This window comes from Streptomyces sp. NPDC037271 (assembly GCF_055603605.1).
In genome coordinates, this window is record NZ_JBVJVN010000001.1 from 993,990 (window position 1) to 1,018,767 (window position 24,778).

20 protein-coding genes and 1 pseudogene are annotated in these 24,778 nt (G+C 71.3%); 9 read left to right on the forward strand and 12 right to left on the reverse strand.

Features of this window, described 5'->3' with window-relative positions:
- The first annotated feature begins 22 nt into the window (after positions 1 to 22).
- Entirely contained in the window at positions 23 to 1,723 is a 1,701-nt protein-coding gene (locus tag ACZ7G3_RS04595) for an acyl-CoA mutase large subunit family protein (RefSeq protein ID WP_470923154.1), read from the forward strand.
- A 68-nt stretch (positions 1,724 to 1,791) separates the two neighbouring features.
- On the opposite strand, the gene ACZ7G3_RS04600 is transcribed toward ACZ7G3_RS04595, so the two are convergent.
- The gene (locus ACZ7G3_RS04600; RefSeq protein ID WP_426599722.1) at positions 1,792 to 2,802 is read right to left on the reverse strand and encodes a GlxA family transcriptional regulator; all 1,011 of its coding nucleotides are present in this window, start codon (positions 2,800 to 2,802) and stop codon (positions 1,792 to 1,794) included.
- A gap of 70 nt (positions 2,803 to 2,872) precedes the next feature.
- Here ACZ7G3_RS04600 and ACZ7G3_RS04605 point away from each other — a divergent pair.
- Positions 2,873 to 3,873 (forward strand): annotated as a pseudogene (locus ACZ7G3_RS04605) (NADP-dependent oxidoreductase).
- On the opposite strand, the gene ACZ7G3_RS04610 reads toward ACZ7G3_RS04605, so the two are convergent.
- Complete coding sequence (locus ACZ7G3_RS04610) at positions 3,860 to 4,534, reverse strand: TetR/AcrR family transcriptional regulator (RefSeq protein ID WP_470923155.1); 675 nt, start codon at positions 4,532 to 4,534, stop codon at positions 3,860 to 3,862. The pseudogene ACZ7G3_RS04605 and the gene ACZ7G3_RS04610 sit on opposite strands and share 14 nt — an antisense overlap.
- Positions 4,535 to 4,771: 237 nt before the next feature.
- Between ACZ7G3_RS04610 and ACZ7G3_RS04615 the strand changes: the two genes are divergently transcribed.
- From ACZ7G3_RS04615 to ACZ7G3_RS04630, 4 genes are all read left to right on the forward strand, one after another.
- Positions 4,772 to 5,746 (forward strand): tetratricopeptide repeat protein, encoded by a 975-nt coding sequence (locus ACZ7G3_RS04615; RefSeq protein WP_426599719.1) that lies wholly within the window; start codon positions 4,772 to 4,774, stop codon positions 5,744 to 5,746.
- 651 nt (positions 5,747 to 6,397) lie between these two features.
- Positions 6,398 to 7,039, forward strand: coding sequence for a DUF6230 family protein (locus tag ACZ7G3_RS04620; protein WP_426523525.1), 642 nt, complete (start codon positions 6,398 to 6,400; stop codon positions 7,037 to 7,039).
- A 161-nt stretch (positions 7,040 to 7,200) separates the two neighbouring features.
- Positions 7,201 to 7,818 carry a DUF6114 domain-containing protein gene (locus tag ACZ7G3_RS04625; RefSeq protein WP_426523524.1) on the forward strand — a complete coding sequence of 206 codons (618 nt, stop codon included), beginning with the start codon at positions 7,201 to 7,203 and terminating at the stop codon, positions 7,816 to 7,818.
- On the forward strand, positions 7,808 to 9,160 hold the full coding sequence (locus ACZ7G3_RS04630; protein ID WP_470923156.1) for a hypothetical protein: 1,353 nt from the start codon (positions 7,808 to 7,810) through the stop codon (positions 9,158 to 9,160). The genes ACZ7G3_RS04625 and ACZ7G3_RS04630 overlap by 11 nt, the downstream gene beginning before the upstream one ends.
- Before the next feature lie 72 nt (positions 9,161 to 9,232).
- Here ACZ7G3_RS04630 and pyk read toward each other — a convergent pair whose 3' ends face one another.
- The 3 genes from pyk to pta form a co-directional block, all read right to left on the reverse strand.
- The gene (gene pyk, locus ACZ7G3_RS04635; protein ID WP_426523522.1) at positions 9,233 to 10,663 is read right to left on the reverse strand and encodes a pyruvate kinase; all 1,431 of its coding nucleotides are present in this window, start codon (positions 10,661 to 10,663) and stop codon (positions 9,233 to 9,235) included.
- A gap of 73 nt (positions 10,664 to 10,736) precedes the next feature.
- A complete protein-coding gene (locus ACZ7G3_RS04640; RefSeq protein ID WP_470923157.1) occupies positions 10,737 to 11,951 on the reverse strand; it encodes an acetate kinase in 1,215 nt (404 codons plus the stop codon).
- The gene (gene pta / locus ACZ7G3_RS04645) at positions 11,948 to 14,053 is read right to left on the reverse strand and encodes a phosphate acetyltransferase (protein WP_470923158.1); all 2,106 of its coding nucleotides are present in this window, start codon (positions 14,051 to 14,053) and stop codon (positions 11,948 to 11,950) included. Before pta ends, ACZ7G3_RS04640 begins: the two co-directional genes overlap by 4 nt.
- A 196-nt stretch (positions 14,054 to 14,249) precedes the next feature.
- Between pta and ACZ7G3_RS04650 the strand changes: the two genes are divergently transcribed.
- Complete coding sequence (locus tag ACZ7G3_RS04650) at positions 14,250 to 15,275, forward strand: ATP-dependent 6-phosphofructokinase (RefSeq protein WP_426523519.1); 1,026 nt, start codon at positions 14,250 to 14,252, stop codon at positions 15,273 to 15,275.
- Here the strand turns inward: ACZ7G3_RS04650 and ACZ7G3_RS04655 are convergent.
- Positions 15,272 to 15,760 (reverse strand): hypothetical protein, encoded by a 489-nt coding sequence (locus ACZ7G3_RS04655; RefSeq protein WP_470923159.1) that lies wholly within the window; start codon positions 15,758 to 15,760, stop codon positions 15,272 to 15,274. The two genes, ACZ7G3_RS04650 and ACZ7G3_RS04655, sit on opposite strands and share 4 nt — an antisense overlap.
- Before the next feature lie 135 nt (positions 15,761 to 15,895).
- Between ACZ7G3_RS04655 and ACZ7G3_RS04660 the strand changes: the two genes are divergently transcribed.
- Positions 15,896 to 16,417: a MarR family winged helix-turn-helix transcriptional regulator gene (locus ACZ7G3_RS04660; RefSeq protein ID WP_470923160.1), complete on the forward strand. Its 522-nt coding sequence runs from the start codon at positions 15,896 to 15,898 to the stop codon at positions 16,415 to 16,417.
- Between the two features lie 100 nt (positions 16,418 to 16,517).
- Here the strand turns inward: ACZ7G3_RS04660 and ACZ7G3_RS04665 are convergent, their stop codons facing one another.
- From ACZ7G3_RS04665 to ACZ7G3_RS04690, 6 genes are all read right to left on the reverse strand, one after another.
- Complete coding sequence (locus ACZ7G3_RS04665) at positions 16,518 to 17,231, reverse strand: XRE family transcriptional regulator (RefSeq protein ID WP_470923161.1); 714 nt, start codon at positions 17,229 to 17,231, stop codon at positions 16,518 to 16,520.
- Positions 17,232 to 17,431: 200 nt separating this feature from the next.
- Complete coding sequence (locus ACZ7G3_RS04670; protein ID WP_470923162.1) at positions 17,432 to 18,316, reverse strand: carbohydrate ABC transporter permease; 885 nt, start codon at positions 18,314 to 18,316, stop codon at positions 17,432 to 17,434.
- Between the two features lies 1 nt (position 18,317).
- On the reverse strand, positions 18,318 to 19,259 hold the full coding sequence (locus tag ACZ7G3_RS04675) for a carbohydrate ABC transporter permease (RefSeq protein ID WP_470923163.1): 942 nt from the start codon (positions 19,257 to 19,259) through the stop codon (positions 18,318 to 18,320).
- Positions 19,256 to 20,626 carry an extracellular solute-binding protein gene (locus tag ACZ7G3_RS04680; RefSeq protein ID WP_470923164.1) on the reverse strand — a complete coding sequence of 457 codons (1,371 nt, stop codon included), beginning with the start codon at positions 20,624 to 20,626 and terminating at the stop codon, positions 19,256 to 19,258. The genes ACZ7G3_RS04675 and ACZ7G3_RS04680 overlap by 4 nt, the downstream gene beginning before the upstream one ends.
- Positions 20,627 to 20,732: 106 nt before the next feature.
- Positions 20,733 to 21,431: a response regulator gene (locus ACZ7G3_RS04685; RefSeq protein WP_470923165.1), complete on the reverse strand. Its 699-nt coding sequence runs from the start codon at positions 21,429 to 21,431 to the stop codon at positions 20,733 to 20,735.
- The gene (locus ACZ7G3_RS04690) at positions 21,428 to 23,098 is read right to left on the reverse strand and encodes a sensor histidine kinase (RefSeq protein WP_470923166.1); all 1,671 of its coding nucleotides are present in this window, start codon (positions 23,096 to 23,098) and stop codon (positions 21,428 to 21,430) included. The genes ACZ7G3_RS04685 and ACZ7G3_RS04690 overlap by 4 nt, the downstream gene beginning before the upstream one ends.
- Before the next feature lie 154 nt (positions 23,099 to 23,252).
- Here ACZ7G3_RS04690 and ACZ7G3_RS04695 point away from each other — a divergent pair, with 154 nt between their 5' ends.
- Positions 23,253 to 24,656, forward strand: coding sequence for a cation:dicarboxylate symporter family transporter (locus ACZ7G3_RS04695; protein ID WP_470923167.1), 1,404 nt, complete (start codon positions 23,253 to 23,255; stop codon positions 24,654 to 24,656).
- Positions 24,657 to 24,778 lie beyond the last annotated feature (122 nt).

Here is a 24,778-nt window from a genome sequence, read left to right on the forward strand (position 1 = left end):
ACGTCCTAGTAAATTCGAGGGTATGGACGCTGACGCCATAGAGGAGGGCCGCCTTCGCTGGCAGGCCCGGTACGACGCGGCGCGCAAGCGCGACGCGGACTTCACCACGCTCTCCGGCGACCCCGTGGAGCCGGTGTACGGGCCCCGCCCCGGGGACGCGTACGAGGGCTTCGAGCGGATCGGCTGGCCGGGGGAGTACCCCTTCACCCGCGGCCTGCATTCGACTGGCTACCGGGGGCGGACGTGGACCATCCGGCAGTTCGCCGGGTTCGGGAACGCCGAGCAGACCAACGAGCGCTACAAGATGATCCTCCGCAACGGCGGGGGCGGGCTCTCGGTCGCCTTCGACATGCCGACGCTGATGGGCCGCGACTCCGACGACCCGCGCTCGCTGGGCGAGGTCGGGCACTGCGGGGTGGCCATCGACTCGGCCGCCGACATGGAGGTGCTGTTCCAGGACATCCCGCTCGGGGACGTGACGACCTCCATGACGATCAGCGGGCCCGCGGTGCCCGTGTTCTGCATGTACCTGGTCGCCGCCGAACGGCAGGGCGTCGACCCGTCCCTGCTCAACGGCACGCTCCAGACCGACATCTTCAAGGAGTACATCGCCCAGAAGGAGTGGCTCTTCCAGCCCGAGCCGCACCTGCGCCTGATCGGCGACCTGATGGAGTACTGCGCGGCCGGCATCCCCGCCTACAAGCCGCTCTCCGTCTCCGGTTACCACATCCGCGAGGCCGGCTCGACGGCCGCGCAGGAGCTCGCGTACACGCTGGCGGACGGTTTCGGGTACGTGGAGCTGGGCCTGTCGCGCGGCCTGGACGTGGACGTCTTCGCCCCCGGCCTGTCCTTCTTCTTCGACGCGCACCTCGACTTCTTCGAGGAGATCGCCAAGTTCCGCGCGGCGCGGCGCATCTGGGCCCGCTGGATGCGGGACGTGTACGGCGCGCGGTCCGACAAGGCGCAGTGGCTGCGCTTCCACACGCAGACCGCGGGTGTCTCGCTCACCGCGCAGCAGCCGTACAACAACGTCGTCCGTACGGCCGTGGAGGCGCTCGCGGCGGTGCTCGGCGGCACCAACTCCCTGCACACCAACGCGCTCGACGAGACCCTCGCGCTGCCCAGTGAGCAGGCCGCCGAGATCGCCCTGCGCACCCAGCAGGTGCTGATGGAGGAGACCGGCGTCGCCAACGTCGCCGACCCGCTGGGCGGGTCCTGGTTCGTCGAGCAGCTGACGGACCGGATCGAGGCCGACGCGGAGAAGATCTTCGACCAGATCAAGGAGCGGGGACTCCGGGCCCACCCCGACGGACAGCACCCCATCGGGCCGGTCACCTCCGGCATCCTGCGCGGCATCGAGGACGGCTGGTTCACCGGCGAGATCGCCGAGTCCGCCTTCCGCTACCAGCAGGCCCTGGAGAAGGACGACAAGAAGGTCGTCGGCGTCAACGTGCACACCGGTTCCGTCACCGGCGACCTGGAGATCCTGCGGGTCAGCCACGAGGTGGAGCGCGAGCAGGTGCGGGCCCTGGGCGAGCGCAGGGCCGCCCGCGACGACGCGGCCGTGCGTACGGCCCTGGACGGCATGCTCGCCGCGGCCCGGTCCGGCGGCAACATGATCGAGCCGATGCTGGACGCCGTACGCGCCGAGGCGACGCTCGGGGAGATCTGCGGGGTGCTGCGGGAGGAGTGGGGGGTGTACACGGAGCCGGCGGGGTTCTGACCGCGCGGCCGGGGCCCGGTCCGTCGCGGGCGACTCCCCGTCGGCCCGCCGCGGCCCGGTGAGCGGCGTCAGCCGGAGGCACGGAACGTGCGCCGGTACGCCGACGGGGCGACCCCCGCCTCCGCCGCCAGGTGCCGCCGCAGCGAGGTGGCGGTGGCGAAGCCGACCTCGTGGGCGATCCGCTCCACCGGGAGATCGCTGGACTCCAGCAGGTGCCGTGCCCGCCGCAGCCGCTGCTGGGTCAGCCACCGGCCGGGGCTCAGACCGGTCTCCTCCCGGAAGCGCCGGGCGAAGGTGCGCGTGCTCATCGCCGCGTGCCCGGCCAGGTCGTCCAGCGACAGGGGCAGTTCCAGCCGCCGCAGCGCCCAGTCGCGGGTGGGCCCGGTGCCGGTCGCGCCGGCCGGCGGCAGCGGCCGCTCGATGTACTGCGCCTGCCCGCCGTCGCGGTACGGCGGCACGACGCAGCGGCGGGCGACCTGGTTGGCCACCTCGCTGCCGTGGTCCTGGCGTACCAGGTGCAGGCAGACGTCGACGCCGCTCGCCGCGCCCGCGGAGGTCAGCACGTCACCGTGGTCGACGAAGAGCACACCGGCGTCCAGCTCGACCCGGGGGAACAGCTCCTGGAAGTGGTCGCTGAGCGCCCAGTGGGTGGTGGCCCGGCGCCCGTCCAGGAGGCCGGCGGCGGCCAGCAGGAAGGCACCGGTGCAGATGGACACCAGACGGGTGCCGGGGCGGACGCGGGCCAGGGCGGTGAGGGCCTGCGGGTCCGGGACGGCGGCCGAGGCGGCGGTGATGGCGTACGGGGGGATGACCACGGTGTCCGCGCCGGCCAGTACCTCGGGACCGTGCCCGGGGGTGACGGTCAGGTCGGAGTCGGTGCGCACGGGCCGCCCGTCCACGCTCGCGGACAGCACCTCGTAGCGGCCGTCGGCGGAACCCAGCACCCGGTGCGGGATGCCGAGCTCGAAGGGGTAGACGCCGTCCAGCGCGAGGACGACGACCTTGTGGGAGCCGGGCAACGGGTCCGGACGCATCCGGCTCTCCAGTTCGGCGGCGCGGGCGGCGGAGTCGACGGTCATGGCAGGAATGTATCGGAGGATGACCTTCTTGCCATCGCCCCGGGTCGCGTCGTTCCCGCACGATCGGGGCATGACCTCGACGGACATCTCTGCGAACCCCACCTCCTCGGATCCGGCGGCCGCCCAGGACGGCGCCCCCGTGATGCTCGCCCTGCACCAGACGGCCCTCGGCGGACCGAGGTACTGCGGCTGACGGCCCTGCCCCGGCCCACGCCCGGCCCCGGCGAGATCCTCGTCGCCGTGCACGCGGCCGGGCTCAACCCCACGGACTTCAAGCACCGCGCGCTGACGGTCTTCCTGCCCCCGCCGCCGCTGACCCTCGGCTGGGACGTCTCCGGCACCGTGGTGGAGACCGGCTTCGGCGTCACCCTCTTCCAGCCCGGCGACGAGGTGTTCGGCATGCTGCCCTACCCGCACGGGGCCGGCTCCCACGCCGAGTACGTGACCGGACCCGCCCGCGCCTTCGCCGCGAAGCCCGCCGGGATCGACCACGTCCAGGCGGCCGCCCTGCCGCTGGCCGCGCTCACCGCCTGGCAGGCCCTCGTCGACACCGCCGGCCTCCGGGCCGGGCAGCGGGTGCTGATCCACGCCGCGGCCGGCGGCGTCGGTCATCTCGCCGTACAGATCGCCAAGGAGCGCGGCGCGCACGTCACGGGGACGGCGAGCGCCCCCAAGCACGACTTCCTGCGCGAGCTGGGCGCGGACGCCTGTGTCGACCACCGCACCGAGGACTTCACCGACACCGGCGAGCCCTACGACGTCGTCCTCGACGCCCTCGGCGGGGAGACCGCCACCCGGTCCGCGGGCGTGCTCCGACCCGGCGGTGTCCTCGTCTCCCTGCTGCCGGGCGCCGCGGACACCCGGGCAGCGGCCGAGAAGGCCGGGATCCGCGCCGTGAACCTGCTCGTGGAGCACGACCGGGCAGGGATGTGTGCCGTCGCCGACCTCGTCGAACGGGGCAGGCTCCGCGCCCACGTCTCCGGCACCTTCCCGCTCGCCGAGGGCGCCCGGGCGCACGCCCAGGGCGAGACCGGCCGCACCACGGGGAAGCTGGTCCTCACCGTGCGCTGAGAGGGTGCCCGCCGGCCGTGTCCTGCCGGGGCGCGGCCGGCTCCTCCGCCGAGCCGGCCAGGCCGGCCAGCAGGACCCGGGTCAGGCCGCGCACCCACTCCGCGTCAGCGGCCTCCGCGCTGACCAGCGTGCGGTGCACCACCGCGCCCGCGACCAGGTCGAAGATCAGGTCCACGGTGCGGGCCGCCTCCGCGGCGTCCGGCTCGGGCGGCAGTTCGCCGCGTGCCTGGGCGCGGGCTCTTCCCTCCAGCACCAGGCGCTTCTGGCGTTCGACGATCGACGTGCGGATGCGCTCGCGCAGCGCGTCGTCGCGGGTGGACTCGGCGACCACCGCCATCAGGCCGCTCCTGGCCTCCGGGCGGTCCAGGATCGCCGCGAACTGGAGCACCACGCCCTCGATGTCGGCGGCGAGGGACCCGCGGTCGGGGAGCCGGAGCTCGTCGAAGAGTTCGGCGACCGCGTCGACCACCAGTTCGTTCTTGCCCGTCCAGCGGCGATAGAGCGTCGTCTTGGCAACCCCGGCCCGCGTGGCGACGTCTCCCAGGGTGAGCTTCGACCAGCCCAGGTCGACCAGGGCCGCCCGCGTCGCGGCCAGGATCGCGGTGTCCGCCGCGGCACTGCGCGGGCGCCCGGTACGGCCGGCGGGGGTACTGCTCTGCATTCCCCGACCTTAACCGGCGGGTAACCCGTTGAATCGCCGTGATGTAGATCACGGAAGCCGGGTGTTCCGGGGGTCACTTGTGGCATTACGCTACGGGTCGTAGCGAAAGTGCGGGTCCGCCCGTACCGCAGCGACGACCACCGGCGTGGGGTGGGGACCCGGCGTCAACGGAACACTTCAGGGCGGGCTTTCGGCCCGCTTTTCACGCACGCGCGGAGTACGGGGGAGGATAGGCCCATGCAGCCACGGAACATGTCCATGAGCGGGGTCGTCGACCTCGCCGCGGTGAAGGCGGCCCAGGAGGCCAAGGCGAAGGCGGAGCAGGCGCGCGCCGAGGCGGCCCGGCACGGCGGGGCGGGGGCCGTCTCCCCGGCCGATCTCGTCATCGACGTCGACGAGGCCGGCTTCGAGAGTGAAGTCCTGCAGCGGTCCACCGAGGTCCCGGTCGTCATCGACTTCTGGGCCGAGTGGTGTGAACCCTGCAAGCAGTTGAGCCCGGTGCTCGAACGGCTCGCCGTCGAGTACAACGGCCGCTTCCTCCTCGCCAAGATCGACGTCGACGCCAACCAGATGCTGATGCAGCAGTTCGGTGTCCAGGGGATCCCGGCCGTGTTCGCGGTCGTGGCCGGGCAGGCGCTGCCGCTCTTCCAGGGTGCCGCCGGTGAGGCGCAGATCCGCCAGACCCTGGACCAGCTGGTGCAGGTCGCCGAGGAGCGCTTCGGCCTGACCGGTCTCGCCGTCGACCCCGAGGCGGAGCCGGGCGCCCAGCCCGCCGCCCCCGAGCGTCCGGCCGGCCCGCACGACGCGGCCCTCGAGGCCGCCGTGCGGGCGCTGGACGCGGGCGATCTGGCCGGAGCGGTCCAGGCGTACCAGAACGTGCTGAGCGAGGACCCGGGCAACACGGAGGCCAAACTCGGCCTGGCCCAGGCCGAGTTGCTCCAGCGCGTGCAGAACGCCGACCCGCAGCGGGTCCGTCAGGACGCGGCCGACAAGCCCGGTGACGTCGAGGCGCAGATCGCCGCCGCCGACCTGGATCTGGTGGGCGGTCACGTGGAGGACGCCTTCGGGCGCCTCATCGACACGGTGCGCGTCACGGCCGGGGACGACCGGGAGACCGTACGGGTGCGGCTGCTGAAGCTGTTCGAGGTGATCGGCGCCGACGACCCGCGGGTGACCGCGGCCCGCAGGGCGCTGGCTCGCGCCCTGTTCTAGGGGCGGTTCGGGCGCCCGTAACCGAGCGGTCGGCGACCGTTCGTCCGGGTGATGCCCGTGTGAAAGAGCTGTCGACGGAACGCCAGTGCGGCCGCGTTTTGCCAAATCTTGGCAATCGCGGCCGCTGTTACTGCGAGTAAGTCGGTCTCGCCGATCTGTCGGACTCTGTCCGGCGATCCATGGTTTTGTTCCGTCGGTATGACACACCCTGCGTCGCCGTTCGGGGCCGGTGTGTCGTTCCCCGGCGACCCGTCCGTTACCAGCGAGTAACGAACCCCCTTGTGTCGACGGCGAGAATGCACCACGATCGGCGACGCTCGGTCCGTTCCCGTACCCCGAAAGCCAGTCGGGTCGCGGGGGTTCCTGGGTCCCCACCGAGCAGGGCCGGCGGCAGTGGAGCCGGCTCTTGGGCAGGGGGGTCTTCGCCCACCCGGCGAAGCCTGTCCAGCAGGGTTGTGCGTGATCGTGTCAGGCGCGACCAGTGGTTGTCGCTCGGGGGTGATCGCCGGTGATTCGGGCGCGTCGTACGCGCCGCCGAGCGCGGGCGCTCTCCTTCCCGAGGACGTAGCACTTCTCCCATCCCTGCCCGGCCGAGCCGCCGATCCCGGGGCCGGCCGAGGCCAGGAGATGTACGTCCGAGAAGGAGGAAATATGGAGTCCCAGGTGCGTGGCGGGACCAGATGGAAGCGGTTCGCCTTGGTGATGGTGCCCAGCGTCGCCGCCACGGCGGCCGTGGGTATCGGGCTCGCGCAGGGCGCCCTCGCGGCGTCGTTCAGTGTCTCCGGCCAGGAATTCAAGGTGAGTGCCCAGCATCTCGAGGGATGGGGCTTCTCCCAGTACGGTGGCATGGACACCACCTACACCTCGACCGAGGGTGACAAGAAGGTCCAGCGTCCGGTCGCGATCTCGTCGTTCGAGCGCGCAGAGATCACCAAGATGTGCCAGTCGGTCAAGACGGAGATTCCCCTCATAGGGAAGTCGATCTACCTCCGTCTCGAGGCCGGTCCCAACGAGGACCGGAAGGTGGAGGCCAAGAACCTCTACATCGACGTTGCTCAGCTTGAGGCCGACGCCACCTTCGAGGACATCGACATCGGTGTGGCGGCCGGGGACCTGACTCGTGGTCCGGAGGTAAAGGACCCGAGCGTGAAGGACGGCGCCTTCGCCCAGCAGGCGAGGAAGGCGGACCTCACGGACGTCGAGCAGACGGCGTGGGCGACATCGGCCGGCACCTTCAAGCTCAGCGGCCTGAACATGCGCCTCGGTACGGACCCGAAGATGGAGTGTTTCTGACGGTCCCCGTCACCGCGGTGACCTCGGTCTGCTGAGCGGCCGAGAAGGGGCGGGGAGGTTCTCCTCCCCGCCCCCTACACCCGGACTCGGCCCACCCCGGCTTCTCCAAGCCTGGTGCCGAGCCGATACGTACGTTCGACGGACCAGGGAGCTGTTTTTTCATGAGTGCCGAGACTCCGGTCCAGAGCGCCGGTACCTTCACCCGGCTGCGTCTGCGATTCCGCGCCTGGCGGGGCAGCCGGCCGTTCTGGGCAGGCCTCTTCACCGCGTTGGGCGGAATACCCATCGCCTACTTCCCCTATGCCACGCTCAAGCTGGGCAACATGTCGATCGCCATGGCGACCACCGGGGGCGCGGCCTCCCTGATCATCGGCGTACTGCTGATAACGCTCGGGATGACCCTCTGGTTCCAGCAGGCCACGCGCATCTTCGCCGGAGTGGCGGCGATCATGCTCGCCCTGGTCTCCCTGGTGGTCTCCAACATCGGCGGCTTCCTGGTGGGCTTTCTGCTGGCCATGGTCGGCGGCGCGCTCGCCCTGTCCTGGGTACCCGACAAGGAGGCGCCCGGGGAGCCTGCGAAGGGCGGCGGTCCCGAAGCACCCACGGGAGAGGGTGCCACCCACGACGGGCCCGGGGGAGAGGGCGCCGAGCACGACGCGTCCGAAGGCCCCGCCGCCGCGCCGGGGTCTCCCGCCGCCGGCTCCCACGAGCACGGTGACGGCGGGGAGGCGGACGGTGTCGGGGCCGCAGCCCCGAACGGGGGGTACCGTGTCGGCTGACGAGGTGCGCGGGCCGCGCCATGCGGCCCCCAGGAAACCGCTGCTCACCAGATTCCACGTGCCGGGCGGCAAGGCGATAGCCCTGGCAGCGATGCCCACGGCGGTCCTCATGGGACTGGGCTTCACACCGACCCTCGCCCTCGCGGACGGCAACGACCAGGGCGCGCCGCCGGCCAACAGCATGACGGCCGAGGAGTACAAGGCCTGTGTGGAGGCCATGACGGGCGCCGGCAAGGGATCGTCCACCTCCCCCACCCCCTCGGCGCCGGCGACCGGCAAGGCCGACGACGCCAAGGCCGACGACGCCAAGGCCGACGACGCCAAGGACGACGACGCCAAGGACGACGCGGGCGGGCCGAGCCCCTCGGCCTCGGCAGGGGGCTCCGGCAGCGACGAGGGCACGGAGACGGGTGCTGCCTCTTCGTCGGATTCAGGTTCCGACGACAAGGCCGAGCCCGCCCCGAGCCCCTCCGCCTCGCAGGGCAAGGAGCCGCAGAGCGACGACGCTTCCTTCTCGGCGTCCGAGAGCGGCGGCGGCCTGCTGGACGGCCTCGGCGACGCCATCGAGGGCATCTTCACCGGCGGCGAGAAGACCGAGGCGAGCCCGAGCCCCACACCGACCCCCTCCGCGTCTGCGGCCGGGAGTGCCTCCGACACCGTGAAGGACGCGACCGGCAAGGCCGCCGACAGGGCCGAGGGAACCGCGAAGGACGCGCCCGACGCGGCAGCCGAGGCAGCCGAGGCAGCCGAGGATGCCAGGGAACCCGCAGACGTGGAGACGGAGGGCGCCAAGGAGGAGGCTGGTGAGGCCACCGCCTCGGCGAGCCCCAGCCCCAGCCCGTCCGGGTCCGCCTCCGTGGACCCGGAGGACTGCCCCGTCGCCACGGACGAGGTGGGCGGGATCGACAACTCCATCCCGCTGCCGGAGGACCCCTGGCATCTCGAGGCCAGCTCCCTGCTCCTCAAAGGAGCTTCGTACGAGGGCATCGTCGAGGTGAAGACGGCGAGCGGCAACACCAAGAAGGTGCTGAAGTACGTCATATCGAAGGGCACCGACATCGGTGACCTGCACCAGATCGTGAAGGACGAGCAGATCGGCAAGACCTACCACGTGCAGGCGGCCAAGGGGTCGACGTCCACGATCACCAACGGTGACACGGTGATGTACACGGAGAGCATCTCGGGCAACCTGCTCGGGCTGATCCCGATCACCTTCGACCCGGAGCACCCGCCGCCGCTGGACATCCCGCTGATCTACTTCACCGACGTGAAGGTGGTGCAGGCCGGTCAGTTCGGCGGAACCCTGCACATCCCCGGGATGCAGCAGTACATGACTGACTGAGACCGGCTCGGACGGAGCTGAGGGCGCCCCTGCCGCAGGGGCGCCCTCAGCCGCGTACCGGAACAAGAGACGTCAGCCGCGCCGCGTCTCCCCCAGGTGGTGCACGCGGACCATGTTGGTGGTGCCGGGCACGCCGGGGGGCGAACCGGCGGTGATCACGACGATGTCGCCGTCGCTGAACCGGCCGAGGCGCATCGTCTCCTGGTCCACCAGGTCGACCATCTCGTCGGTGCTGTTCACGAACGGCACCACGTGCGGCTCCACGCCCCAGCTGAGCGCCAGCTGGTTGCGGGTGGACTCGTCGGTGGTGAAGGCGAGGATCGGCTGGGCCGCACGGTAGCGGGACAGCCGGCGGGCGGTGTCACCGGACTGGGTGAAGGCCACCAGGCCCTTGCCGCCGAGGAAGTCGGCGATCTCGGCGGCGGCGCGGGCCACCGAACCGCCCTGGGTGCGCGGCTTCTTGCCCGGCACCAGCGGCTGCAGGCCCTTGGAGAGCAGTTCCTGCTCGGCGGCGGTGACGATCTTCGACATCGTCTTGACGGTCTCGATCGGGTACGCGCCCACCGACGACTCCGCCGACAGCATGACCGCGTCCGCGCCGTCCAGGATCGCGTTGGCCACGTCGGAGGCCTCGGCGCGGGTCGGACGCGAGTTGGTGATCATCGACTCCATCATCTGGGTCGCCACGATCACCGGCTTGGCGTTGCGCCGGCACAGCTCGATGAGGCGCTTCTGCACCATGGGGACCTTCTCGAGCGGGTACTCGACGGCCAGGTCGCCGCGGGCGACCATGACGGCGTCGAAGGCCGCGACGACGCCCTCCATGTTCTCCACCGCCTGCGGCTTCTCCACCTTGGCGATGACGGGGACCCGGCGGCCCTCCTCGTCCATCACGCGGTGCACGTCGGCGACGTCCTTGGCGTCCCGGACGAAGGAGAGCGCGACCAGGTCGCAGCCCATGCGCAGCGCGAAGCGGAGGTCCTCGATGTCCTTCTCGCTCAGCGCGGGCACGTTCACGGCCGCGCCGGGCAGGTTGATGCCCTTGTGGTCGGAGATGACGCCGCCCTCGATGACGATCGTCCGCACCCGGGGGCCCTCGACCTCGGTGACCTTCAGCTCGACGTTGCCGTCGTTGATGAGGACCTGGTCGCCCTTGGTCACGTCGCCGGGCAGGCCCTTGTACGTCGTGCCGCAGATCGTCCTGTCGCCCGGCACGTCCTCGGTGGTGATGGTGAACTCGTCACCGCGCACCAGCTCGACGGGACCCTCCGCGAAGGTCTCCAGGCGGATCTTCGGACCCTGCAGGTCGGCGAGGACACCGATGGCCCTGCCGGTCTCCTTGGCGGCGGCCCGGACACGGTCGTAACGCCCCTGGTGCTCGGCGTGGGTGCCGTGGCTGAAGTTGAAGCGGGCCACGTTCATGCCGGCCTCGATCAGCGCTACGAGCTGCTCGTGGGAGTCGACCGCGGGGCCGAGAGTACAGACGATTTTCGAACGGCGCATGGGGCGATCCTATCGGTTTGTTTCGCTGCGGAATATTCCGTCTGGCGGAATGTACAAAAGGGCGGGATGCCGCTCAGGTGAGATTCCCCGAACCATTTACCAGCGCGTAGGTCTGTGACGCGATCTCCATTTCCTCGTCCGTCGGCACCACGGCCACCGCCACCCGCGCGCGGGCCGGTGAGATCAGCCGCGCCCCGTCGCCGCGCGCTGCGTTCAGCTCGCCGTCGACCACCAGGCCGAGCTCCTCCAGGCCCGCCACCGCGGCCTCCCGCACCGGCGCCGAGTTCTCCCCGACCCCGGCGGTGAAGGCCACCGCGTCCACCCGTCCGAGAACGGCGTAATAGGCGCCGATGTACTTCTTCAGCCGGTGAATGTAGATGTCGAAGGCCAGCCGCGCCCGCTCGTCGCCGGCGTCGACACGGCGGCGGATCTCCCGCATGTCGTTGTCGCCGCACAGCCCGATCAGACCGCTCCCCTTGTTGAGGAGAGTGTCGATCTCGTCGGCGGACATTTCACCAACACGCATCAAATGGAAGATGACGGCAGGGTCCATGTCTCCCGAGCGCGTACCCATCACGAGCCCCTCCAAAGGCGTCAGCCCCATGGAGGTGTCCACGCAACGCCCGCCCCGCACCGCCGAGGCGGACGCCCCGTTGCCCAGGTGCAGCACGATGACGTTCACGTCCTCGGGCGCCTTGCCCAGCAGCTTCGCGGTCTCCCGGGAGACGTACGCGTGCGAGGTGCCGTGGAAGCCGTAGCGGCGCACGCGGTGCGCGTCGGCGGTCTCGACGTCGATCGCGTAGCGGGCCGCGGCCTCCGGCATCGTCGTGTGGAAGGCGGTGTCGAAGACGGCGACCTGCGGCAGGTCCGGGCGCAGTGCCTGCGCGGTGCGGATACCGGCGAGGCCCGCCGGGTTGTGCAGCGGGGCGACCGGGATGAGGCGCTCGATCTCGGCGAGCACCGCGTCGTCCACGACGGTCGGCTCGGTGAACCGCTTCCCGCCGTGCACCACCCGGTGCCCTATCGCGGCCAGCTCGGGCGAGTCCAGGCCGAGGCCGTCCTTGGCCAGCTCCGCCGCGACGGCCTTCAGCGCCGCGTCGTGGTCGGGGACGGCTCCGCTCCACTCACGGGCCCCGCCGCCCGCCGGCGTGTGCCTGAGCCGTGAGGTCTCCTCCCCGATCCGCTCGACGAGGCCCACCGCCAGCCGTTCGCCGCCGCGCATGTCGATCAGCTGGTACTTCACCGACGACGAGCCGGAGTTGAGGACGAGGACGCGGGCAGCGCTCACAGGTCGGACGCCTTCTCGGTGGGGGACTCGGTGGGGGACTGCTGGGCCTGGATCGCCGTGATGGCGACGGTGTTGACGATGTCCTGGACGAGCGCGCCCCGGGACAGGTCGTTGACCGGCTTGCGCAGACCCTGGAGCACCGGGCCCACCGCGATCGCGCCGGCCGAGCGCTGTACGGCCTTGTACGTGTTGTTGCCGGTGTTCAGGTCCGGGAAGATCAGGACGCTGGCCTGCCCGGCGACCTCCGAGCCGGGCAGTTTGGTCGCGGCCACCGACGGCTCGACGGCGGCGTCGTACTGGATCGGCCCCTCGACCCTGAGGTCCGGCCGGCGCGAGCGGACCAGCTCCGTCGCCTCGCGCACCTTGTCGACGTCGGCGCCGGAACCGGACGTGCCCGTCGAGTACGACAGCATCGCGATCCGCGGATCCACCCCGAACCGCGCCGCCGTGGAGGCCGACTGGGTCGCGATGTCGGCGAGCTGTTCCGCGTCCGGGTCGGGGTTGACCGCGCAGTCGCCGTAGACCAGGACCTTGTCGGCCAGGCACATGAAGAAGACGGACGACACGATCGACGCCTGCGGCCTGGTCTTGATGATCTCGAAGGCCGGGCGGATCGTCGCCGCGGTCGAGTGCACCGACCCCGACACCATGCCGTCGGCCAGCCCCTCCTGCACCATCAGCGTGCCGAAGTAGTTGACGTCGGAGACGACGTCGTACGCGAGTTCCACCGTCACGCCCTTGTGGGCGCGCAGGGCGGCGTACTTCTCGGCGAAGGAGTCGCGCAGCTCGCTGGCGGCCGGGTCGACCAGCTGCGCGTCGCCGAGGTCGATGCCCAGGTCGGCGGCCTTCTTGCGGATCTGCTCGACCGGGCCGAGGAGGGTCAGCTCGCACACGCCCCGGCGCAGCAGCACCTCGGCCGCGTGCAGCACCCGCTCCTCGGTGCCCTCCGGGAGGACGACCCGGCGCCGGTCGGAACGGGCCTGCTCCAGCAGCTTGTGCTCGAACATCATCGGCGTGACGCGGTCGCTGCTCGGCGCGGAGACCCGCTTGCTGAGGTCGGCGGTGTCGACGTACCGCTCGAAGAGGCCGAGGGCGGTCTCCGCCTTGCGCGGGGTGGCGGCGTTGAGCTTGCCCTCCAGGGAGAAGAGCCGCTCGGCGGTGGGGAAGCTGTTGCCGGTCACCGAGAGCACCGGCGTGCCGGGGGCGAGGCGGTCGGCGAGGGTGAGGATGCCCGCGCCGGGCACCTCGTCCAGGGTGAGCAGGACGCCGGCTATCGGCGGGGTGCCGGCGCTGTGCGCGGCGAGCGTGCCGACGACCAGGTCGGCGCGGTCGCCGGGGGTGACGACCAGGCAGCCGGGGGTCAGGGCGGCCAGCAGGTTGGGCAGCATGGCCCCGCCGAAGACGAAGTCCAGCGCGTCGCGGGCGAGCCCCGAGTCGTCGCCGAGGACCACCTCGGCGCCGAGGGCGTGCGCGATCTGGGAGACGGTCGGCGCGGACAGGGCGGGCTCGTCCGGCACCACCCAGCACGGCACCGGCAGCCGGTCCGTGAGCCGCTCGGCGATCTCGTCCCGGTCCTCGCGGGCGACCCGGTTGGTCACCATGGCCAGGACGTCGCAGCCCAGCCCGTCGTAGGCGCGGAAGGCGTTGACGGTCTCGGCGAGCACGGACTCCGCGGGCTGCTTGCGGCCGCCCACCACCGGCAGCACCGAGGCACCGAACTCGTTGGCCAGCCGCGCGTTCAGCGACAGCTCGTCCGGGAACTGGGTGTCGGCGAAGTCGGTGCCGAGGACGAGGACGACGTCGTAGTCGCGGGCGACCAGGTGGAACCGGTCGACCAGCGCGGACACCAGCTCGTCCGTGCCCTGTTCGGCCTGGAGGGCGGACGCCTCCTGGTAGTCCATGCCGTACACGGTGGCGGGGTCCTGCGCGAGCCGGTAGCGGGCGCGCAGCAGCTCGAAGAGCCGGTCGGGTCCGTCGTGGACCAGGGGACGGAAGACGCCGACCCGGTCGACCTGCCGGGTCAGGAGCTCCATGACCCCCAGTTCGACGACCTGGCGGCCGTCGCCGCGGTCGATACCGGTCACGTACACGCTGCGCGTCACGCGTGGTCTCCGTTTCGTCTGGTGGCGGCTGTCCCGTGCACAGAGATCACCCACCGGGGTGAGCAGAGCCCTCTTGACAATACCTCCGGGGGTGGCTAAGGCGCCCGTCAGTGTCCGTGAGTGCCCGCCGGGGGGCCGGTCATGAAAGAATTGGTTCGGCTCACCGGTGTCAACAGCGAGCAGGAGACACAGCACGATGCGTATCGGAGTTCTCACCGCAGGCGGCGACTGCCCCGGCCTGAACGCAGTGATCCGGTCGGTCGTGCACCGAGCGGTCGACAACTACGGCGACGAGGTCATCGGCTTCGAGGACGGCTACGCGGGCCTGCTGGACGGCCGTTACCGCGCCCTCGACCTGAACGCGGTCAGCGGCATCCTGGCCCGCGGCGGCACCATCCTCGGCTCCTCCCGGCTGGAGCGGGACCGGCTCCGCGAGGCCTGCGAGAACGCCGGCGACATGATCCAGAGCTTCGGCATCGACGCGCTGATCCCGATCGGCGGAGAGGGCACGCTGACGGCCGCCCGGATGCTGTCCGACGCCGGCCTGCCGGTGGTCGGCGTGCCGAAGACCATCGACAACGACATCTCCTCCACCGACCGCACCTTCGGCTTCGACACGGCGGTCGGCGTGGCCACCGAGGCGATGGACCGGCTGAAGACCACCGCCGAGTCCCACCAGCGCGTGATGGTCGTCGAGGTCATGGGCCGACACGCCGGCTGGATCGCCCTGGAGTCCGGCATGGCCGCCGGCGCCCACGGCATCTGCCTGCCCGAGCGCCCCTTCGACCCGGCCGACCTGGTCAAGATGGTCGAGGAGCGGTTCTCCCGCGGCAAGAAGTTCGCCGTCGTCTGCGTCGCCGAGGGCGCCCACCCCGCCGAGGGCTCCATGGACTACGGCAAGGGCGCGATCGACAAGTTCGGCCACGAGCGCTTCCAGGGCATCGGCACGGCACTGGCGTACGAACTGGAACGCCGGCTCGGCAAGGAGGCCAAGCCGGTCATCCTCGGCCACGTCCAGCGCGGCGGCGTACCGACCGCGTACGACAGGGTGCTCGCCACCCGCTTCGGCTGGCACGCGGTGGAGGCCGCCCACCGGGGCGACTTCGGCCGGATGACCGCGCTGCGCGGCACGGACGTCGTCATGGTGCCGCTGGCGGAGGCCGTGACCGAGCTGAAGACGGTGCCGAAGGACCGGATGGACGAGGCGGAGTCGGTCTTCTAGCGTCCTGCGCCGGAGCCGGAGCCGGAGCCGGAGCCGGGAACGGGAACGGAGACAGAGGGCGGCGGCTCGATTCCTCCGGTTTCAACCCTCCAGCGCGCCTGCGTCAGCACGGCGTGCGCTCGGGCCCAGGTCGCGCGCGGGTCGAATCCGTCCGCCGTCTGCCAGGTGGTCGAGGCCAGCGTGCCGCGCCCCCTGTAGGCGCCCATGATGGCGACGTGGGGCGGCCACGCGACGAAGCGACGCAGGGCGGCCGTGTCGCGCCAGACGGCCACGGCGCCGCACCGGCGGGCAGTGGGGATGGCCCACAGCCACATCCCGTACGCCCCCGGGAGCTCCGGCCAACGCGACGCCAGTCGGCGGGCCTCCCGGTAGACGCCGGGCAGGTCCCTGATCCTGTCGAGTCTGAAGTCGGTGACGCTGACCAGGACCGGGCCACCATGGTCCTGGTCCCGGGCCTGGCCAGGCGTCCATGAGGACCTCAGCATGTCGTGCCGCGGACGGCCGGGACCGCCTGCGCGTCGAGGCGCCGTAAGCGGGCCGAATCCGCCAGGAAATAATTAGTAAGCACCTGCACACGATGTGCTTGTGCGTATGGATTGTCAACCGGTATTTTCCTGACCATGGCCGAGAACACACTCCAGGGAGGCGCCGGGGACACCCCGCCAGGGGAACGGCCGGGCCGTCCCGACCTCGCCGAGATGGTCGCGCCGCTCCTGCGCACGCTGATGGCCGCCGAACAACCGGTCCTCGACGCACACGGGCTCACGATGTGGGCGTACGCCGTGCTGCTGCACCTCGACGAGACACCGATCCGCACCCAGGCCGCGCTGGCCGAGGCCATCAGGGCGGACAAGACCCGCATCATCGCGGTCCTCGACGGCCTGGAGGACCGCGGGCTGATCCGCCGCCGACCCGATCCCGAGGACCGGCGCGCGCGTCTGCTCTCCCTCACCGCCGAGGGCCGACGGCTGCGGGACACCGTCCGGTCCACCATCCAGGAGGGCGAGGAACGGCTGCTCGCCCGACTGTCACCCGCCGACCGCGACGGTTTCCTCAGGGGCCTCCGGGTCCTGTCCGCCCCGCCGGAGCCGGGAGCGACCGGGCTCGCACCGGAGACGGGCCGACGCCGGCCGCCGGCCTAGGGTGATGCGGCGGAACCGAGGGAACTGAGTCCGTCTCAGGTTCCAGGGGACGCCGGAGCACACCCGGCGACCCAGGGCGGCACCTCCCCTGAGCCACCGCTCACGGGTGCTTCTCGACCGCCGCCCAGAAGTGCTCCACGATCCGGTCGAGGAAGTCGCGGCCCCCGGCGTTCGAGTCGGGGCCGCCGCCGCCCCAGCTGAGGGTGGCGGTCATGTGCCCCTGGTAGTCCTGGTGCAGTACCTGGAGGACGTTCGCCAGGACCCGCCGGTCCAGGGGCGTCACCTTGGCTACCGGGCGCACATAGCCCTGCCAGCGGGTGGTCACCGCGCTCGTGAGCAGGCCGGCGAGCTTCTCCTCGCGCCCCGTGACGGCCACGAAGTCGGGCAGGGCGAGGGCGAGCACGTCGGCGAGGGCGGCCGACTGGCGGTCGGTGCCGCGCCAGCCGTCCGTCTCCTCCATCCGCAGGTAGGCCGGGAGCGCCATCCCGACGGCGCGGGCCACGTCCTCCGGCGCCAGGGAACGGGCGACGCGGTGCTCGCGCAGGGTCTGCGGCCGGCCGATCAGATCACCGGGCGAGCACCACAGCACCCCCGCGAGCGCGGTCAGCTCGGAGTTCCGGGGGGAGGCGACGCCCCGCTCCCAGGCGACGACGAGGTCCGGGGTGACGTACGGCAGCCCGTACGAGACCCGCATGCCGTGGGCGACGTGCTCGGGCCCCATGTTGAGGGCGGCGCGGAGCCGGCGGGCGGCGAGGGCGTTGAACGGGGGACCCGACTGGTTCGGGTGGGGTGAGGGTCGGCGCACGCGCCACACCGTAGGGGGCCGGGCGATCCTTGACTACGGGCTGTTCAGCCAGCGATACGGATCGTATGAACCTACGGATGCGTACGGGCGCGTACCGGCGCACGCGGACTCCCGCACGCGCCCCGCGCACGCCTGCGGGAGCCGCCCCCGCTCACCCCGGGACCGCACCGCTTGTCCGTGACCGCTCCGCTCGCCCGTGACGGCATTGCTCATCCCTTGACCGCCCCGCCCAGCGCGAACCCGCCGCCGAGCCGCCGGGAGATCAGCACGTACAGCAGGATGACCGGCGTCGAGTAGACGATCGAGAACGCCGCCAGCTGCCCGTACGCCACCATGCCCCGGTTGCCGAAGAAGTCGTTGATGCTCACCGAGGCGGGCATCTGGTCCGGGGTGAGCAGCAGCATGAACGGGACGAAGAAGTTCCCCCACATCATCACGAACGAGAACACCGTCACCACCGCCACCCCCGGCCCCATCAGCGGCAGCACGATCCGCAGCAGGGACTGGAACGACGACGCCCCGTCCGTCCACGCCGCCTCCTCCAGTTCCCTGGGCACGCCGTCCATGAAGTTCTTCATCAGCCAGATGGCGAAGGGAAGTTGCGAGGCGGCGAAGAAGAAGATCGTCCCCTGCATGGTGTCGATCAGGTTCACCCGCACGAAGAGGGCGTAGACCGGCACCATGATCGCCGTGATGGGCAGGCTGGTCGCGAACAGGATGGTCAGCAGGAACGGCCGGTTCAGCCGCGACCGGAAACGGGAGAGCGGATACGCCGCGAGCGCCGCGCACACCACCGTCAGCAGGGTCGCCCCGCCGCACAGGACCAGGCTGTTGAGCAGCGGGGTGAAGGTGATCTCCGGGGTGAGGATCGCGTCGAAGTTGTCCAGCGTCACCCCGTCGGGGACCTTGACCCTCAGGCTCGCGTGCGGGTCCAGGGCGGACAGCACCACCCAGGCCAGCGGCAGCACGAAGGCCGCGGCCGCCACCAGCAGCCCCGCGTCGGCGGCCAGCCGGCGCCGGCCGCGGCGGGAGGCGGGGGCACGCCGGGAGGCGGGGGCACGGCGGGCAGTGCGGGACGTGAGCGTGGACGCCATGTCAGACCTCCGTCCGCAGCAGGCGCAGGTACACGACCGAGAACAGCGAGCCGATCAGCAACAGCAGCAGCGCCACCGCCGTGCCGTAGCCGATCAGGCTGTTCTGGAAGGCCTGCTCGTACATGAACAGCGGCAGCGTCTGGCTCTTGCCGCTCGGGCCGCCCCGCGTCATCACCCAGATCAGGCCGAAGACCGACAGGGTCTGCAGGGTGTTGAGCATGAGGTTGGTGCCGATGGACCGCCGGATCATCGGCAGCGTGATGTGCCACATCCGGCGCCAGCCGCTCGCCCCGTCCACCTCGGCGGCCTCGGTGACCTCCTTCGGGATCTCGTTCAGGGCGGCCGAGTACACCAGCATCGAGAACGCGGTGCCCCGCCACACGTTGGCGAAGGACACCGCGAGGATCGGCAGCGTGAACAGCCAGTTCTGGGACGGCAGATGGAGCCAGTCCAGGATGGCGTTGAGGGTGCCCTCGCGGCGGAAGAAGGCGTAGAGCAGGAAGCCCGCCACCACCTCCGGCAGCACCCACGCCGTGACGACGATGCCGCCGGTGAGCGTACGGACCGGCTTCGAGGCCCGCTGCATCAGCGAGGCCAGCGCCAGCCCCAGCGTGTTCTGCCCGATCAGCGACGACACCACCGTGAACACCAGGGTCAGCCACACGGCGTTGAGGAACGCCTCGTCCTGGAACGCCCGCCGGAAGTTCTCGAGGCCGACGAAGGACTCCTCGGCCTGCCCGGTGAGCTGGAGGTCGGTGAAGGCGATGACGACGCAGTACGCGATCGGGCCGGCGAGGAAGAGCAGCAGCAGGACGACGGCGGGGGAGACGGGCAGGGCGCGGACCAGGGAGCGGTGGAGGGTGCCGGGACGGCTGCCGGAGGCCGGGGGCGCCGGGGCCTTCCGGGCCTCCGGACCCGCGTGCCGCGGCGCGGCCGCGGTCACCTGCTGACCACCTGGTCGCCGGTCGCCTCCTTGAGCGCCTCGTCGTAGTCGCGCGCCGCCTCCTCCACCGACTTGTCGCCGGTCGTCACGCCCTCCATCGCCTCCTGGATGGCGACGGACACCTTCGGATACGCCGGGTAGGCGGGCCGGTAGTGGGTGACGGCGACGAGGTCGGTGAAGAACTCGATGCCGGGCTGGGCCTCGACGTAAGCGGGGTCGTCCGCGACGTCCTCGCGGACCGCGATGCCGGAGTTGGCGATGTACCACTTCTGGGCGTTGGCCTTGGTCTGCATCGTCTTGATGAACTCGAAGGCCAGGTCGGGGTTGCCCGCCTTGTCCGGGATCGCCCAGGTCCAGCCGCCCGACATGCTCACCCTGCCCGGAGCCTGACCGTTCTGGGTGGGCATGGCGGCCAGTCCCAGCTCCGTCGACCACTCGGGCCACTCGTGCCCGCTGCCCTCCAGCCAGTCCTGCGGCAGCCAGGAGCCGTCCAGGGCGATGCCGAGCTTGCCCTGCGGGAGCAGTTCGCCGCGGACCGTGGTGGCGAAGTTGGGGTCGAGCGCGTCGGAGACCTCCGGGCCGAGCTTCTCCTTGTAGAGCGTCTCGACGAAGGCGAGGGAGTCCCTGAACCCCTGCCCCGCCGTGATCCACTTCTTGCTGCCCTTGTCGTACAGCGGGTCGGAGCCGCCGTCACCCGTGCCGTACAGCAGCATCTGGAAGCCCTGCATGGTGGCGGCCTCGCCGGCCGGCTTGCCCGTGTACACGTTGAGGGGCACGACGCCCGGCACCTTCTCCTTGATGGTGCGAGCGGCGTCGAGGACCTCGTCCCACGTCCTCGGCTGCCAGTCGGCGGGCAGACCGGCCCTGGCGAAGACGTCCTTGCTGAACCACAGGCCCCGGGTGTCCGTCCCGTCCGGGACGCCGTACGTCTTGCCGTCCTCGCCCTTCGCCGCCGCCTTCGCGGTGTCGATGAACCGGTCCCAGTCCTTCCACTCGGCGAGGTAGTCGTCGAGCGGCATCAGATACCCGCTGGTGATGTCGGAGTTGATGAGGAACGTGTCCTCGTAGACCAGGTCCGGCGCGGTCTTGGGGGAGCGGAGCATCTGCTGGAGCTTGGTGTAGTACTCCGAGTCCGGGGCCTTGATGGGGACGAGCTCGACCTTCTTGCCCGGATTGGCCTCCTCGAACTGCTTCTTGATGCCGGCGAGGTAGGTGTCCGTCACCTTGATGGAGTTGTCCGTCGACTGTTTGAAGGAGACCTTCACCGTGTCCGGATCGCCGCCGGAGCCGCTTCCGCAGGCGGCGAGGGTGGTGGAGGCGAGCGCGGTGAGGGTGAACAGAGCGGTGAACCGGACGGTGGGACGCACGGGCACGACCTCCTACGGGCACGACGCTGTGGCCGGGACGGCTGCTCGGCGAACGTAAGAGGAGTGGTCTAGTCAGGTCAATGCGTGTGCGGTGGACAACCTGTGTTCATCGGCCCCGCTCGGCCTCCCGGACCCACCGGTACACCAACTCGGGCCGCCCCACCTGCCCGTACAGCGGCCTGCGCCCCGCCCGCCCCGCGTCCACCAGGTGCTCCAGGTAACGCCGGGCGGTGATCCGCGAGATGCCCACGGCCTCGGCGACCCCGGCCGCCGTGAGGCCCTCCTCCGAGCCGCGCAGCGCGCCCGTCACCCGTTCCAGGGTCGGCGCGCTCAGCCCTTTCGGCAGGGCGGCCGGGCCCGGCGCCCGCAGGGTGGCCAGCGCCCGGTCCACCTCGTCCTGGCCGCTCGCCTCCCCGGCGGCGTTCCGGAACTCGGCGTACCGCACCAGCCGGTCCCGCAGGGTGGCGAACGTGAACGGCTTCAGCACGTACTGCACGACGCCCAGCGACACGCCCTCCCGGACGACCGCCAGGTCCCGCGCCGACGTCACCGCTATCACGTCGGTGTGATGCCCCGCCGCCCGCAGCGAACGGGCCAGCTGCAGCCCGTGCACGTCCGGCAGGTGCAGGTCGAGCAGGAGCAGGTCCACCGGCGTACGGTCCAGCACGCGCCGCGCCTCCGCCCCGGTGTGCGCCTTGCCGACGGCCGTGAACCCCGGCACCCGGCCGACGTACATCACGTGCGCGTCGGCGGCGACGGGGTCGTCCTCGACGACCAGGACACGGATGGGTTCCGGGCCGGTCATACGGCGCCTCCCACGTCCGGTCTGCCCGTCGGGGCGTCCGGCGCCGGCGCGCGGCCCCCGGTGCCGTCCAGCGGCAGCCGGGCCTCGAACCGGGCGCCGCCGCCCTCGGCCTCCGTCACGGTCAGGGAGCCGCCGTGCCGCCGCACCGCCTGCCGCGCCAGCGCCAGCCCGAGGCCCCGCCCGCCCTCACCGGCCGGCTTCGTCGAGAAACCCCGCTGGAAGACCAGGTCCGCATGGGCGGGATCGACCCCGGCGCCGGTGTCCGACACGCACAGCACCAGCTCGGAGCCGCCGCCCCGCGCCGCGTCCGTGTACGCCGCCACCGTCACCCGCGAGGGAACACCGCCCTGGGCCGCGTCCACCGCGTTGTCGACCAGGTTGCCCAGGATCGTCACCAGGTCCCGGGCGGGCAGGGACGGCGGCAGCAGCCCGTCGTCCAGTCGGCTGTCCTGCGACACCACCAGCTCCACTCCCCGCTCGTTGGCCTGCGCCGTCTTGCCCAGCAGCAGCGCGGCCAGCACGGGCTCGCCGACCGCCGCCACCACCTGGTCGGTGAGCGCCTGCGCCAGTTCCAGTTCGGCCGTCGCGAAGTCCACGGCCTCCTCCTCGCGCCCCAGCTCGATCAGCGAGACGACGGTGTGCAGCCGGTTGGCCGCCTCGTGCGCCTGCGAGCGCAGCGCCTGGGTGAAGCCGCGCTCCGAGTCCAGCTCGCCCGTCAGCGACTGCAGCTCGGTCACGTCGCGCAGCGTCACCACCGTGCCCCGGTGCTCGCCGCCGGAGACCGGCGAGGTGTTCACCACCAGCACCCGCTCCGCCGCCAGGTGCACCTCGTCCACCCGCGGTTCCGAGGACAGCAGCGCCCCCGTCAGCTGCGCCGGCAGCCCCAGGTCGGCGACCGAGGTGCCCACCACGTCACCGGTCACACCGAGCAGCTCCCGTCCGCCGTCGTTGATCAGCGCGACCCGGTACCGACCGTCCAGCATCAGCAGGCCCTCCCGCACCGCGTGCAGCGCCGCCTGATGGTAGTCGTGCATCCGGCTCAGCTCGTCCGCGTTCATGCCGTGCGTGTGGCGGCGCAGCCGCGCGTTGATCACGTACGTGCCGACCGCGCCGAGGAGCAGCGCACCGGCCGCCACCCCGACCAGCGCCGCCAGCTGCTCCCGCGCCCGCTTGCTGATCTCCTCGACCTTGATGCCCGCGCTGACCAGGCCCACGACCCGGTCGCCGTCCAGCACGGGCGTGACCGCCCGTACCGACGGTCCGAGGGTGCCCGTATAGGTCTCGGTGAAGGTCCCGCCCCGCTGCGCGCGCTCGATGTGACCGCGGAAGAGATGGCCGATTTGCTCCGGGTCGGGGTGGGTCCAGCGGATGCCCTCCGGGTCCATGATCGTCACGAAGTCCACGTCGGTGTCCCGCATGACCCGCACCGCGTACGGCTGGAGCCGCGCCGTCGGGTCGGGGGTGCGGATCGCCTCCAGCACGGAGGGCGAGTCGGCGATCGCGAGCGCCACCGACCTGGCCTGCCGCCCGGCCGCCTCCTCCGCCTGCCGCCGGTCACTGACGTAGGTGAACAGCGCGTAACCGGCGACCACGACCGCTATCAGCACGGCCTGCATGGCGAAGAGCTGACCGGCCAGGCTGCGGGGTCCGGGGACACGGAGGAGCATGCCGCCAGTCTCTCGCGTGGCTGGATTGTGAACTAAATGAACGCAAGGGTGACCGCGCTCACAACACGGGAGATAGTCACCAGATCCCCGATGCAAACCCCCGGACGTGAGCCGCACGCCGGTGATGCCGACGACGTCGTCAAGGAGGGCCGCCGTGACCAGCGAAGCCGCTACGGCACCTGCCGCACCCAAAGCCAAGCGCGACCGCACGCACTTTCTCTACATCGCGGTGATCATCGCGGTCGCCCTCGGTATCGCCGTCGGTCTGATCGCGCCCGACTTCGCGACCGAGCTGAAGCCGCTGGGCACCGGCTTCGTGAACCTGATCAAGATGATGATCTCGCCGATCATCTTCTGCACGATCGTGCTGGGCATCGGTTCGGTGCGCAAGGCCGCCAAGGTCGGCGCGGTCGGCGGCATCGCCATGGTCTACTTCCTGGTGATGTCCCTGGTGGCCCTCGCCATCGGCCTGGTCGTCGGCAACATCCTGGACCCGGGCACGGGCCTCGCCGTCACCGACGCCATCAAGGAGACCGGCCAGGCGCAGGTCGACGCGGAGGCCAAGGGCACCACCGAGTTCCTGCTGGGCATCATCCCGACCACGATCGTCTCCGCGTTCACGGCCGGCGAGGTCCTGCAGACCCTGCTGATCGCCCTGCTCTGCGGCTTCGCCCTGCAGGCCATGGGCTCCGCCGGGCAGCCCGTCCTGCGCGGCATCGAGCACATCCAGCGGCTGGTCTTCCGCGTCCTGGCCATGATCATGTGGGCCGCCCCGATCGGTGCCTTCGGCGCCATCGCCGCGGTCACCGGCTCGGCCGGCGTCGACGCGCTCAAGAGCCTGGCCGTACTGATGCTCGGCTTCTACGTCACCTGCTTCCTCTTCGTCGTCCTGGTGCTGGGCGCGATGCTGCGCTTCATCGCCGGTGTGAACGTCCTCTCGCTCTTCAAGTACCTGGGCCGCGAGTTCCTGCTGATCCTGTCCACCTCCTCGTCGGAGTCGGCGCTGCCGCGCCTCATCGCGAAGATGGAGCACCTGGGCGTCAGCAAGCCGGTGGTCGGCATCACCGTCCCGACCGGCTACTCGTTCAACCTCGACGGCACCATGATCTACATGACCATGGCCTCGCTGTTCATCGCCGACGCCATGGGTACGCCGATGGCGATCGGCGAGCAGATCACGCTGCTGCTCTTCCTGCTGGTGGCCTCGAAGGGCGCGGCCGGCGTCTCCGGTGCCGGTCTCGCCACGCTGGCCGGCGGCCTCTCCTCGCACAAGCCGGCCCTGGTGGACGGCATCGGCCTCATCGTCGGCATCGACCGCTTCATGAGCGAGGCCCGCGCCCTGACCAACTTCGCGGGCAACGCCGTCGCCACCGTGCTGATCGGTACCTGGACCAAGGAGATCGACAAGGCGCGGGTGGACGAGGTGCTCGCCGGGCGGGCCCCGTTCGACGAGAAGACGCTCCTGGACGACCACGTCGGCGCCGACGACGGGGACGACGGGGACGACATCCCGGCGGTGCCCGACCAGGGCGGCGAGAAGGAGCTGGCCAAGGCCTGAGGCCTGAGGCCTGACCCTGAGGCGAGGCCCTGAGCCAGGGCCTGAGGCCAGGGCGACGCCCACACACTCCGGGCGGCTGAGGTGCTCCCCCCGTTGCTCAGCCGCCCGGTCTCCCTCTTCCT